Raw genomic sequence first — 13,524 nt, forward strand, 5'->3', positions numbered from 1 at the left:
CAACAGGATGTCCTACAGGATGAGGACGCGCGGACTGTAGCAAATCACCATAGAGAAATAAACGCTCAATACGGCTTTGCGCTCAGAATTAATTCTATATAAACCAAAAAAAACTAATTATTATACAAATTAACACTGTATTAACTGACGGTTTAATGGCCGTCAGTTAAGCACTTCCAGCTTTTTAAAAATATTTAGTTCCTAATAACCATCCAGCTTAGTGCGCTTGTTGCCAATTGTCGCCACTGTCGGCTTCTGCAATAAGTGGCACATCCAAGGCTGCGGCATTGGCCATTAACTCACAAATTTTCGCTGTGTATTGTTCTACAAATTGATTCTTGTATTTCGAATACCAATTCATCGTGTACTTGCATTAAGATCTTCACGCTGTCTTGCGGCTGTTGTTTCACCCACTGATGCACTGAGATCATGGCTTTTTTGATGATATCAGCCGCTGTGCCTTGCATCGGTGCATTGATTGCAGCGCGCTCCGCAGCTTTGCGACGTGCGCCATTACGAGCGTTGATTTCAGGTAACTGCAGACGACGACCAAACAATGTCTCTACATACCCTTTATCTGCAGCCGTTTCACGCGTGCGCTCCATGTACTCCAATACGCCAGGGAAGCGCTCGAAGTACTTATCCATATAATGCTGTGCCTCGTGACGCGGGATATCGAGCTGACGTGACAAGCCAAACGCCGACATACCATAAATCAAACCAAAGTTTACAGCTTTAGCTTTACGACGCATATCACTGGTCACTTCTTCAAGCGGCACAGAGAATACCTCACTTGCGGTGGCGCTGTGTACATCTAGGTCATTGGCAAAGGCATTAAGTAAGCCCTTGTCTTGCGACAAGTGCGCCATGATACGTAATTCGATTTGCGAATAGTCGGCAGCCACAATCTTACATCCCGGGCTGGCGACAAAAGCCTCACGAATACGGCGGCCTTCTTCAGAACGAATAGGAATATTCTGCAAGTTAGGGTCTGTTGAGCTCAAACGACCTGTTGCGGTTACCGCTTGGTGATAAGACGTGTGTACACGCTTGGTTTTGTCATTCACCATTAACGGCAATTTATCTGTGTAGGTTGATTTCAACTTAGACAGACCACGATGCTCGATGATCACTTTTGGTAGCGGGTAGTCATGTGCAAGCTCTTGCAACACTTCTTCCGCTGTTGACGGCGCCCCTTTTGGCGTTTTCTTAATAACAGGCAGTTCAAGCTTTTCAAACAAGATTGCTTGGAGTTGTTTTGGCGAGCCTAAATTGAATTCCTCACCAGCCATGTCATACGCTTCTTTTTCTAGCTCTTGCAAGCGTTCACCCAAACGTTGTGAGTGCTGAGTGAGCATGTGCGAATCAATGACTACACCGGTGCGTTCAATGTCTGAAAGCACCTCAACTAACGGCAATTCAATGTCTTCAAATACGGACTTAAGTTGAGAGTCTGCTTCAACTTTTGGCCACAGGTGCTGATGCAAACGCAGGGTAATATCAGCATCTTCAGCTGCGTAAGGAGCGGCTTGCTCTAACTCAATTTGATTAAATGTCAGCTGTTTTTTACCCTTACCTGCAATATCTTCAAAACTAATGTTCTTATGGCCTAGGTATTTCAGTGCAAGCGAATCCATATCATGGCGTGTACCCACACTGTTAAAAACGTAAGACTCGAGCATGGTGTCAAAAGCAATACCATTAAACTCAATTCCCGCATTGGCTAAAACGCTTTTGTCATATTTAAGGTTTTGACCCACTTTCGCTTTGTTGGCATCGCTAAGAATCGGCCCCAACTTTGCAAGGATCAAGTCCAAAGGTAGTTGATCCGGAGCACCCGGATAATCATGGCTAATAGGCAAGTAAGCCGCTTCGCCCGCTTCCACAGCAAAGCTCATACCGACTAGCTGCGCTTGCATGTAATCTACGCTGGTTGTTTCCGTATCGAAGGCAATTAACTCAGCTTTACTTAATTTCTCTACCCAAGTATCTAACTGTTGTTCTGTCAAAATCGTTTCATAGTGGGCGTCAACCTTCGGCACCTCTTGTGCTTCGGTTGGAATATCAAGGTGCGTTTGTGTATCAGTGCCTTTATCTAACAGCTCAGCCAGCCAACGGCGGAATTCGCACTCTCCATAAAGCTTAATAAGCTCGTCTGTATTAGGTTCAAGTAACTTGAGCTTTTCCAGATCTTGCTCCACTTCAACATCAAGTTTGATTGTCGCTAATTCATAACTCAACGGCAGGTGTGACAACGCATTGCGAAGCTTTTCACCAATTTTCCCTGACACTTCATCAGCATGGTCGATTACACCTTGCAATGATTCATATTTGTCGAGCCATTTTACGGCTGTTTTCGGACCACAACCCTCAACGCCAGGAATGTTATCGACCTTGTCACCCATTAGGGCAAGGTAATCAATGATGCGATCAGGACCTACACCAAACTTCTCTTTGACCGCATCAGGATCAGAAATACTGTCGGTCATGGTGTTGATCAAGGTGACGTGCTCATTAACAAGCTGCGCCATGTCTTTATCGCCGGTTGAGATAAGCACATGCCGTTTTTGCTCGCTGGCAATTCGCGCATAAGTACCAATAACATCATCGGCTTCAACACCCTCAATACTGATCAAAGGGAATCCCATAGCACGAATAATGTTATGCAGTGGCTCAATTTGCGTGCGCAGATCATCAGGCATCGGCGGTCGATTTGCCTTGTAGTCACTGTACATATCATTACGGAAGGTTTTTCCCTTGGCGTCGAAAATCACCACCATGTGTGAAGGATCATATTGCTTAACCAAGCTTTTTAACATGTTAACCACACCGTATATTGCACCGGTTGCTTCACCTTTCGAATTGGTAAGGTGCGGTGGAGCATGGTACGCACGGAATAAATAAGAAGAACCATCAACTAGGACAAGCGGATTTTCTGGGATTTGCGCCATTTTTCAGCACTCAAAGTCTATTTATTTTTAATAAACAAAGGATGCCATAAGGCGCTTAAGAAAACGAGTGAGATTTCAAAATCGTGAGCCTGAAACGACTCGCTAATACGCTTTAAAAAATTTAGCTTAGAAAATACTCACGACAGACTAGTCGTGATTATTTTTAATACTATGAAAGCAACAACAAGCTGTGGATAACTTTGTAGATAAAATACATGAGAAAACCTCCAAATACTTAAAAAAGAATTTAGAGTTAATTTAAGGTGCTGTTTTTATTAGAAAAAAGAAGAAACTCCGTATCTTATTTTCTTATTATTTTAATAATCCATTGTGGAAAGTGGTTATTAGTACAAAGCCATTAGAGCTTCCTATCTAATTAACCAGCTAAGCATTCTAGCACAATGGATCAAAGATCATAGCGATCCTTTATAACTTTTTTATCATAATGAAATAGTATGAAGGTATATATCAGGATTGACGGGAGCTGTCCGAGATCTGTACCTTTACATTTTAGTTTTTCTCAAAGGAATAAGGGTATGACCAAGGTAGCAATTATTCTCAGTGGCTGTGGTGTGTTTGACGGCGCAGAAATTCACGAATCGGTGCTCACGCTACTGTATCTCGAGCAAGCTGGAGCGCAATATCAATGCTTTGCTCCTAACATAGATCAGCTTCATGTGATCAATCACCTCACAGGGGAAGAGCAAGCGCAAACCCGAAATGTGCTCGTGGAAGCAGCTCGCATTGCCCGAGGAGAAGATCCTCGATCTCAAAGAACTCAATGTAGGTGATTATGATGCACTGGTATTACCTGGCGGCTTCGGTGCAGCGAAAAACTTATGCGATTTCGCACTAAAAGGCCCTGAAAGTGAACTAAATAGTGATGTTGAACGAGTTTGTCGTGAGTTCGCTCAGCAAACAAAGCCTGCAGCCTATATCTGTATTGCCCCGGCCATCATTGCTCATATATATCCGCAAGGGACTAAAGCAACGATAGGTAATGATGCCGATACCGCGGCGGCAATGGAAAGACTCGGCGCTCAGCACGTTGAATGTACTGTTGATGACATAGTGGTAGATGAGCAAGCAAAAGTCATATCAACGCCAGCATATATGTTGGCAGGCTCAGTGAAAGAAGCGGCAAGTGGCATCGAAAAAGCCATCAATAAACTGGTGAGTCTGATATAGAATTACCGTTTGCGGAGACTAGCGCAGCAAAAATATTGCGCTAAAACATAAAATGTCTACTTTTTAACACATTAATATTGGCTAGGCATTTTATAAATTGTTCGGCGAGGTTATAATTTGCCGATATTTCGTCACCAGGTCATCTTGACCATTAGCATCCGAATGAGCAAAGAAACATGAAGAAACTATCTGCCGTATTGTTATTGTTATCAACCGCTGTAAGCGCAGCGCCTTTTGACGGCGCGATGACTGATGAAGCGATCAAAGCGCGTCTTCAACCAATTGGTGAGGTTTATCTAGCTGGCCAAACAGCTGCTGCGGACGCAGTGCCTGCAGGTCCTCGCAGTGGCGAGCAAGTATATCAAGCTTCTTGTTTTGCTTGTCATGGTTCAGGTGCACTGGGTGCTCCTAAGACAGCTGCAGACTGGGAACCTCGTCTAGCGAAAGGCTTTGACACACTTTTAGATCATGCAATCAACGGCTTCAATGCAATGCCTCCACGTGGTACGTGTATGGATTGTTCTGATGATGAAATCAAAGCTGCCATTGAGTTCATGACTAAGTAAGTAGCAACTTACCTATAATATCTTGATAAAAAGGAGGCTTTGCCTCCTTTTTTCGTTCCCAGATTAGCGCTCGATAGTGCTTGACCAAAAATGAAAAAAATGGAATATTTGGCGGTTAATAATTAAACAAAAATAAAAAATGGCACGTTCAGTGGATGAGTGTTCGGAAATAAAATTGCGCAAGCGGAATAAACGCTTAAAGCAGTTGCTGCTCAAGTACAAGCAGCAGCATCATTTTCAGCACGCGCTAATTAGACTCTCTGAACAAGCCAGTACCCACCCAGATTTAAACTCGTTCTATCCGGCTATCCGTCAGTTACTCGCAGATTACGTTCCGAGTAAAAACTTCTATGTTGTTCTACAAGATGCAAACACTGGGCTATTAGAATTGTCCTATTTTGTTGATCAAAAGGACTCTACAAGTCACCCTGAATTAGCGGATCAACACTTTGAGCAAAGTGTGACAGGCTACGTGTTTCGTTCTAAAGCCACAGCGTACTTTAATAGTGAAACCATGGCTCAAAGTGCTGCTCAGGGTAAATTCAAATTGTTAGGTACTCCCTCCGAACATTGGTTGGGCGTACCCATCTATCAAGATACCGATGTTATCGGTGTCATGGTCTCGCAAAGTTATGACCTACACGAAGGGTATAGCCAAGAACAAATAGAGTTGTTTGAAGTGATTGCTTTGTACCTTGCGACCGCGATAGAACGTGTGAAAAAGCGTGAGCTTCTTGAAAGCCAAGTAAAACAACGTACGCATGCTCTGACACAAAGCAACAAAGCGCTCAACGACGAAATCGCGCAGCGGAAAAAAGCGTTAGAGCGTCAACAAACCCTGTTTCAAATTGCTGAGCTAGCCAGTCAATCTATCAATATTGATGATGTTTATTTTCATGTTCATCAAATCATGAAGTCCATCACGTACGCAGAAAATCTCTACATTGCCTTGTATGACAAAGAGAATAACTGGCTCACCTTCCCCTATTCTGTGGATGAATGTGGCGGAGACTTTGGCCTCTGTCCATTCGCAAAAGGCTACAGCGAATTTGTACTCACGACTAAGCAATGCCAGCTAATTAACCGCAAACGAGGTGAAGAACTCATTGCACAAGGCGCCGTTGAGCGCCGTGGTGATATGGATGAGTCGTGCCGCTGTAGCAGCTGGCTAGGGGCACCACTGAAGACTGCACAGGGTGTGATTGGCCTAATCGTGTGTCAGGCTTACGGCAATAAATATGAGTTTGTGAAAGAAGATGTTGAGCTAATCGGCTACGTCTCTAACCAAATTGCCAACGTCTTACAAAATCAATTAACACAACAAGCATTGCGCCAGAGTCATCAAGAATTGGAATTACGTGTAGCTGAGAAGACCAGAGAGCTTCGTCAAGCAAACATGCATTTGCAGTTACAAATTGATGAGCGCAGAAAAATAGAACAGCAGCTTTATCATGATGCGCACCACGACTCTCTTACGGGGTTACCGAACAGAAGTTTGTTTTATCTCTCAACTTGAGAGAACGATGCAACATTATCAGCGCTTTCCAGAGCAAGACTTTGCTGTATTGTTTATTGATCTGGATAAATTCAAAGATATCAACGACAAACTCGGCCATCAATTTGGGGACCAATTCCTCATTCAAGTGGCGAGTAAACTCAAACAGTGTATCCGTGAGCATGACCTGATTGCGCGATTAGGTGGTGATGAGTTCGTGGTACTCCTCTCTCAGCTCTCTGACCAGCAACAAGCACAAGATGTGGCTGAACGCATTATCGCTGTCATGCAACAACCATTTTGCCACCAAGGCACGTGTATCCAAAGTGGCGCGAGCATCGGAATTACATACAGTCATCAAGGCTATAGCCACACAGATGAAGTCATTCGTGACGCTGACGCAGCCATGTATTATGCCAAGCAAACAGGCAAAGGACGTTATGAATTCTATCATCCACTTTTGAGCTATGGTGGTGAAGAGTCCGTGCAAGAGATCAAACATCACCTTATGGACTTGCACACACATTTCCGCGTGAGTGAGATTGTCCATTTTGGTGAGCAGCAACCTCTGCAATTGCTCGATGCCTTTGGCGAACATCCCGTACTCGGCAGCACCAGTTTTGAACAGTTAAAACGCTTTGCTAACGATAATTATGAGTTAGCCGAAGTGGAATTAAAATTATTGAAGTATGGTTTCGAACAACATCACAACGACAGTTTATCTTTACTAAATTGCTCAACACTGCTGCTGGATGAAAAGCACTTCACCGAGCTCTATTCTTGGGCTAATAGCCTAACGAACAAAGAAGATTTGTGTTTGTTGTTCGACGAGTCTGATCTCAGATATTGCAGTATCCAACAATTACACAACCTTGAAGCCTTATTTAATAAGGGGCTCAACATTGGCTTAAATGATTTTGCCAAAGATAAATGCGATCTCGGCACCCTTACGCAGCTCCCCTTTTTCTGCGTGTTACTCAGCGCAACGTTTAGTCGCAGAGTTCTGCAAGACCCGCGTTACGACCAAATGCTGCAAGGGGTACTGGCCATCACCAAACTCAATAACTGCAAAGTGATTGCTAAAGGTCCGTGTATTTTAAACTACCGCGCCTTATTGGAAGAGCATGGAATTGTCCATTTCATTGGCCAACAGTCTGTTTTAGATGAACAAATGCCACTTAGCAATCTCAGCTTGGGGTAAGACTACTCTTTTTTCAGCATTGCGCGTAGATTTGCCACTCTTGCTTGCCCTTGTTGCATGCGCTGCTCTTGATTTTGTGGTGGTTTTCTCGCCTCAAAAGCTAAGTCTTGCTGCGGTAATTCTTCCACAAAACGACTTATTTCTGGGGTGATCATCTCACCAAATTGGCGCCTGTTTTTGGCGTAAGTCATGACCAGCTCTTGTTGCGCTCGGGTGATCCCCACGTAGGCAAGACGACGCTCTTCATCAACGTTATCCTCATCGATGCTGCTTTGGTGCGGTAATAAGCCCTCTTCCATTCCCACCATAAACACATAGGGGTATTCCAGACCTTTTGAAGCGTGTAATGTCAGTAATTGCACGGCATCACTTTCATCTTCGTCTTCGTTACGTTCCATCATGTCACGCAGTGTCAGCTTCATTACGACTTCTGGCAAAGTTAAGGCCGGATTGTCCGCATCCCCGGTAAGCATATCGGTGATCCAACGATACAGCTCAGATACATTTTTCATGCGCATCTCAGCAGCTTTGGCACTGGTCGATGTTTCGTATAAGTATGCCTCATAGTTTATTTGACGAACCAAATCTTTGACCGCTTCGAGAGTGTCACTACGTTGTGCGTTATCAGCTAATTCCACTACCCAACGGGCAAAGCCCATCAGGGCATTGTAACCACGACCTTGCAATCTTCCTGTTAATTCAGGTTCAAAGCACGCGGCAAATAAACTGATGTGTTTTTCATTTGCGAGCGAGCCCAACTTCTCAAGGGTTACTGGGCCGATTTCTCGTTTCGGTGTGTTCACGATACGCAAAAATGCATTATCGTCATCTTGATTCACCAGCAAACGCAAATACGCCATCATGTCTTTGATTTCTGCACGCGAGAAGAACGACATACCACCACTGATTTTGTAGGGAATACGGTTACTCATCAGCGCTTTTTCAAACACGCGTGCTTGGTGGTTGCCGCGATAGAGAATAGCGTAATCTTTAAAACTGGTACGTTTGGTAAACTTGTGAGAAATGATTTCAGCGACCACGCGCTCAGCTTCATGCTCTTCGTCGCGTGTAGCGATGACTTTAATCGGCTCGCCATAACCAAGCTCACTGAAGAGCTTTTTATCGAATACGTGAGGGTTGTTGGCGATAAGAATATTCGCCGCTTTCAATATACGCCCAGCACTGCGGTAGTTTTGCTCAAGCTTGATCAATCGCAACCCAGGAAAATCTTTACTCAGCAACACTAGGTTTTGTGGCTTCGCACCACGCCATGAGTAAATAGACTGGTCATCGTCTCCCACTACAGTAAAACGAGCACGCTGACCAACAAGCAATTTCACCAACTGATATTGGCTCGTATTGGTATCTTGATATTCATCCACCAGCAAATAGCGGAATCGGTCTTGCCAACGTTCACGCACATCGGCATTAGCACCCAATAACAGGGTTGGGATCATAATCAGATCGTCAAAATCGAGCGCGTTATAAGCGCGCAATTGTGTTTGATAGCGCGCATAAAGCTGTGCAAACACGACTTTTTGCTGTTCTCGCGCTGCGGCAATAGCTTGCTGTGGCAAGATCAGTTCATTCTTCCAATCGCTGATTTGTGTTTTTAGGGCGTTAAGTAAGTCTTTATCGCCTTTTAGCTCATCATCAGTTAATTCATTGAGAAGCTGATTCGTATCTTGGTCATCAAATAAAGAAAAACCCGCTTTAAAACCAAGGGTTTTCAATTCTTTTTTTATGATCTCCAATCCTAGAGTGTGAAACGTGGATACCCACAATCCTTTCGCTTCATGCTTACCTAAGGTTTGTGCAACACGCTCACGCATCTCCCGCGCAGCTTTGTTGGTAAAAGTCACCGCAGCAATATTTCGAGCTTGATACTGACAATTTTGCACTAAATGAGCAATTTTATTGGTAATAACACGCGTTTTACCAGAACCTGCGCCAGCCAGCACAAGGCATGGACCACTGATGTATTTTACCGCTTCATTTTGCTGTGGGTTGAGCTTCATAAACACTAATCTGAGACAGTTGGAACGGCGTAGTTTAACTTATCTGCTGATTTGTTTCAGCCGCTGACTCCAAACTAATTTCTAGGCATCTTGGATTACTCCGTCATACGTAGCACATAGCAAAAAAAGCGTAAAAACTTCACCCGCCGAACGAATTTCTTTTCCCGAGGTGACAGTAAATTAGTTACACTTAGGGCATACCAAGATAGGAGCCAATGATGATTAACCCTAGCAAGATTGAAGAAATCGCCCGCCAAATTGGCAATAACATGCCTAAAGGCATGCGTGACATCGCCGAAAATTTTGAATCGAAAACAAAGCAAGTGTTACAAAACAAGCTATCAGAAATGGACTTTGTAAGCCGTGAAGAGTTTGATATTCAAAGCCAAGTGTTGGTGCGTACCCGTGAAAAACTCACGGCGCTAGAACAAAAAGTCGCAGCACTCGAAGCGCTACTTGCTCAGCAAGAGCAAAACTCTGACGCTGAGTAATCAGACCCACTAAGGGTTGTCTACTTGGGCAGCCCTAGTCAATCTACTTAAAACACACGCCCGTACAAAGCATCTATTTTTTAGTGTCTGATTTTTAGACATATTTTTCACTTTGCCCTACACTTACATGGTACTAAATCAACAACCATCAGTAGGGATACACTATGTCTAAAACTCTCATCAGATCATCTGTTGCAAGTGTGCAGTCAGGGGTCGCTAAGGCAGATGGTACGCTCTCATTAACAGCCTCAGAATTGGCTTTCTCACCCTACAATAAACAATTAGGGTTGGGCCCCTATGTAATCAATAAGAATGATATTGTCAGTGCCGAAAAATGTACGGCTAAAGGCGGCGGGTTTATCCCCATTACACATGATGCCATGCGCATTACTCTAAAAAGTGAGCAACACTTCGAATTCATTGTATCCCAACCTCACGCTTGGATTGACGCCCTAAAAACAGCGCCAGTGAACTAATTAGAAAATAGAGAAAAACACTGATGTCGTTTAAAAATAGATTGGCGATAACACTGCTACTTGCCACGTTGAGTATGAGTGCATTTTACACGTTTGCGTGCTCTTGCCGAGATGTCACTGTACAAGAAGCAACTGAGTACGCAGATGCCGTGGTTATCGCCACCGCAGTGAACATTGAGCACGTCCTATCACCCAATGAGCGTTTTGATCCGCAAACTAAAAAAACATTTTTTACGGTGTTGGAAGTGTTTAAAGGACAGGAAATGAGCGAATTGCAGACACAAATTGATACTGTGTGCTGTATTTGTGGGATGTCTTTTACACAAGGCGAAACCTATCTTTTATACTTGCAAGGCCCAGATCAGGAAGGGTTTTATCATGCCAGCACGTGTTCACGAAGCAGAGGTATTAAATACGCTCAAGAAGATTTACAGATACTGAGAAAGTGACTTCGCTAATGCGCTACCTTTCACTCAACGTTGCAAGACTTTGCACTAAGTTTGCAACGGCCTGTGCGCCGTCATGAGACTGTTCATTTAACCCAGCGACGACTCCAACTTGATTTATTTGTGGCTGATTCTGACTAAGCTTCCACTGTCCTTCCAAATGAGTGACTTCAATTTTAATACCGACTAAAGCGGGTAACATTTTGTCGATATACTCTCGAGGCGCATCTGCAATCGACCAAGGCTGTAGCTGTGACTTTTCTTGCTCTGTAGTGAGTAAGTCTATGGTATTGAAAATCCACTCTGGCTCATGCACAAACTGCATCAGGCCTTTAGCGTGGACGGCAACGTAATTCCAAGTAGGAACCGCTTTGCCATTTTCCGCCTTAGTAGGGTAATAATTGGGAGAAATATAACTGTGCGGGCCATTAAATACGACTAGACACGGGTCACCATCGCATACGTTTTTCCAAAGTGGGTTGGCCTTCGCTATATGCGCGTTCAAATAAAGTTGATCGCCAATTTCACTCACGGCCATCGGTAAATGATGCACTTCGAGCCCCCCACTTCCTTGTACACACAAATTTGCAAACGAGTAGCTTTTCATCAAAGCAATTAACTCTTTGATATTCTCTTGCTTAAACTTCCGTGGAATGTGCACACTTTATCCTTTCTGAAAACTTTTGAGCAGGATGGTAAATATACAAAAAAGGGATGCTTATTGGCATCCCCTTTAGTCGCAAAAGATAGTCAATCAATTATTCAACGTGTTCACCACGAACACGTTTAGCAACATTTTCCAATGCTTCTTTGTAGCTTTCACCCAACTCTTGCTGACAACGTACGACTGCATCCATATCGTGAATATGACCATTTTCAAGACTGTAAACCCAACCATGAACTGTTAGATCTTGGCCTCTCGCCCACGCATCTTGGACGATATTAGTACGGCATACGTTGCGCACTTGCTCGATCACGTTAAGCTCGATTAAACGTGCTAAGCGCTCTTGCTCTGGTGCTTGGTCTAGTAATTCTAAGTGACGCTCTTTAATGTCACCTACATGGCGCAGCCAGTTGTCGATAAGACCAAATTTAGCTTCTTCTAATACCGCCTTGATACCACCGCAACCATAGTGACCAACGACCATGATGTGTTTTACTTTTAATACTTCAACAGCATATTGCATCACTGATAAACAGTTGTGGTCAGTATGCACAACGACGTTAGCTACATTGCGGTGCACGAACAGTTCGCCCGGCATCAAATCGACGATTTGGTTTGCTGGCACGCGAGAGTCAGAACAACCAATCCACAAGTACTCAGGGCTTTGTTGCTCAGAGAGTTTTTTAAAGAATTCAGGATCTTGTTCTGTGGTGCGTTTAGCCCACTGTTTATTGTTTTCAAAAAGATGGCGTAAATTTTTCACTGCAACTCTCTATTTAATTTTGCGTCAATTAAGATATTTCGCGGTGTGAGGCTCGGCTCACAAAATTCAAAAATATCCACCTGATAATTTGCTTGTTGCAAATATAAAGCACGATCAAGCACGAGCCAAACTTCTATGGCTCTTCTGAACACATGTCTTACCAGTTCGATACGGTCCGTCATGTGTTTTCTTTGTACACCACGTTTTAAATAATGTTCATAATCAATGCCTTCTGGCAATTCTAAGCCTTTCTTACGAGCAGCCCACTGGCAAAATTCTGAAAACTCACCGCTGAATACCTGTTTCCCAACTGAAGGGACAGGCGTGTAGTAGTCTCGAGAAAACGCATCTCTGACCAACTGATCAAAGCCGAGTCGCCACTGCACTTCAGTTTGCCTTAGCCTCTGTACTCGCTGGCCAGCGGTTACCGTTTGCTGTAATGCCAATTTCAAATCACTGCTTTTCATGTGTAACGAGCTTTGCTTTGCAGCATCACTCATCGGCTTATAATCATCGTGTTCCAAAAACAGATGATAACAACATGGAGAAATGGACAGCCTTTGCGTCCCTATAGCACTGGCTTGGCGCATTAGCGACTGGTGTAAACCACCGCATGCATGAAGCGCTACTGCGTGATCACACTTGGCTATCCAAGGGGCGCAATCATCTTGTAATACATTCGCTTCATTAAAGGTGATTGGTAAAGAAAATCGCTGTGCTAGGTGCTCCCCTTGAGCACATAAGTGTGGTTGAATTTCAACACTGTGCACCGTCACATCATACTGATGTGCTAGTAACCTTCCTAAATGGCCCTTCCCCGCACACCACTCGAGAACACTTTCTTTATGCTGATGCGGAGCTAGATGCTCAACAAATGCCTGCAACTGAGTTAATTTCCGACCCTTTATGCCATTCGTTAACCAAAAAGGCAGTTCATGGTTACTGCTTAAGTAGGCTTTAGGTAGTTGGCTTAACTCGTCAAGGCGCTGCAAATCGGGAATGTAAGTTTTGAAAAAATCGACCAGCTTAGCGGGATACTGATCCAACGCCGAAACTTGCTCATCATTCAGCTGCTCCAGTACAGGCGCTAATTCCTGCCACGGATAATGCTCACATGAGAAAGCAACACATTGCCAATATTGACGGGTTTGATGCAAAAATTGATCAAGTGCTTCGAACTGTGCGAGCAAAGAAGACATAAACAAAAGACATTGGAGCTAGTTGCTGCAAATTATATCAGAGTTAACGTCTTGAAGTGTTATGAA

General features: G+C 43.9%; 9 protein-coding genes and 2 pseudogenes. 6 read left to right on the forward strand and 5 right to left on the reverse strand.

Annotation, left to right across the window (positions count from 1 at the left end; all coding sequences use genetic code 11):
* Positions 1–299: 299 nt before the first annotated feature.
* Positions 300–2,951, reverse strand: coding sequence for a DNA polymerase I (gene polA / locus ACH19P_RS00485; RefSeq protein ID WP_462156596.1), 2,652 nt, complete (start codon positions 2,949–2,951; stop codon positions 300–302).
* A gap of 536 nt (positions 2,952–3,487) precedes the next feature.
* On the opposite strand from polA, the pseudogene elbB reads away from it, so the two are divergent.
* The 3 genes and pseudogenes from elbB (at position 3,488) to ACH19P_RS00500 (ending at position 7,401) form a co-directional block, all read left to right on the forward strand.
* A pseudogene (gene elbB / locus ACH19P_RS00490) lies at positions 3,488–4,139 on the forward strand (isoprenoid biosynthesis glyoxalase ElbB).
* Positions 4,140–4,315: 176 nt separating this feature from the next.
* Positions 4,316–4,705, forward strand: coding sequence for a c-type cytochrome (locus ACH19P_RS00495; protein ID WP_462156598.1), 390 nt, complete (start codon positions 4,316–4,318; stop codon positions 4,703–4,705).
* Positions 4,706–4,844: 139 nt separating this feature from the next.
* Positions 4,845–7,401 (forward strand): annotated as a pseudogene (locus ACH19P_RS00500) (diguanylate cyclase domain-containing protein).
* A gap of 2 nt (positions 7,402–7,403) precedes the next feature.
* Here ACH19P_RS00500 and rep read toward each other — a convergent pair.
* A complete protein-coding gene (gene rep / locus ACH19P_RS00505; RefSeq protein ID WP_462156599.1) occupies positions 7,404–9,419 on the reverse strand; it encodes a DNA helicase Rep in 2,016 nt (671 codons plus the stop codon).
* A 218-nt stretch (positions 9,420–9,637) separates the two neighbouring features.
* Here rep and ubiK point away from each other — a divergent pair, with 218 nt between their 5' ends.
* From ubiK to ACH19P_RS00520, 3 genes are all read left to right on the forward strand, one after another.
* The gene (gene ubiK, locus ACH19P_RS00510; protein WP_462156600.1) at positions 9,638–9,910 is read left to right on the forward strand and encodes a ubiquinone biosynthesis accessory factor UbiK; all 273 of its coding nucleotides are present in this window, start codon (positions 9,638–9,640) and stop codon (positions 9,908–9,910) included.
* Positions 9,911–10,074: 164 nt separating this feature from the next.
* Positions 10,075–10,386: a hypothetical protein gene (locus ACH19P_RS00515; protein WP_462156601.1), complete on the forward strand. Its 312-nt coding sequence runs from the start codon at positions 10,075–10,077 to the stop codon at positions 10,384–10,386.
* 23 nt (positions 10,387–10,409) lie between these two features.
* Entirely contained in the window at positions 10,410–10,835 is a 426-nt protein-coding gene (locus ACH19P_RS00520) for a hypothetical protein (protein ID WP_462156602.1), read from the forward strand.
* Between the two features lie 13 nt (positions 10,836–10,848).
* Here ACH19P_RS00520 and ACH19P_RS00525 read toward each other — a convergent pair whose 3' ends face one another.
* The 3 genes from ACH19P_RS00525 to ACH19P_RS00535 form a co-directional block, all read right to left on the reverse strand.
* Positions 10,849–11,493, reverse strand: a complete 645-nt coding sequence (locus ACH19P_RS00525; protein WP_462156603.1) for an FMN-binding negative transcriptional regulator — start codon at positions 11,491–11,493, stop codon at positions 10,849–10,851.
* Between the two features lie 97 nt (positions 11,494–11,590).
* Positions 11,591–12,259 (reverse strand): carbonate dehydratase, encoded by a 669-nt coding sequence (gene can / locus ACH19P_RS00530; RefSeq protein WP_462156604.1) that lies wholly within the window; start codon positions 12,257–12,259, stop codon positions 11,591–11,593.
* Complete coding sequence (locus tag ACH19P_RS00535; protein ID WP_462156606.1) at positions 12,256–13,458, reverse strand: methyltransferase; 1,203 nt, start codon at positions 13,456–13,458, stop codon at positions 12,256–12,258. Before ACH19P_RS00535 ends, can begins: the two co-directional genes overlap by 4 nt.
* Positions 13,459–13,524 lie beyond the last annotated feature (66 nt).

The sequence above is a fragment of the Pseudoalteromonas sp. GB56 genome (genome assembly GCF_054923835.1).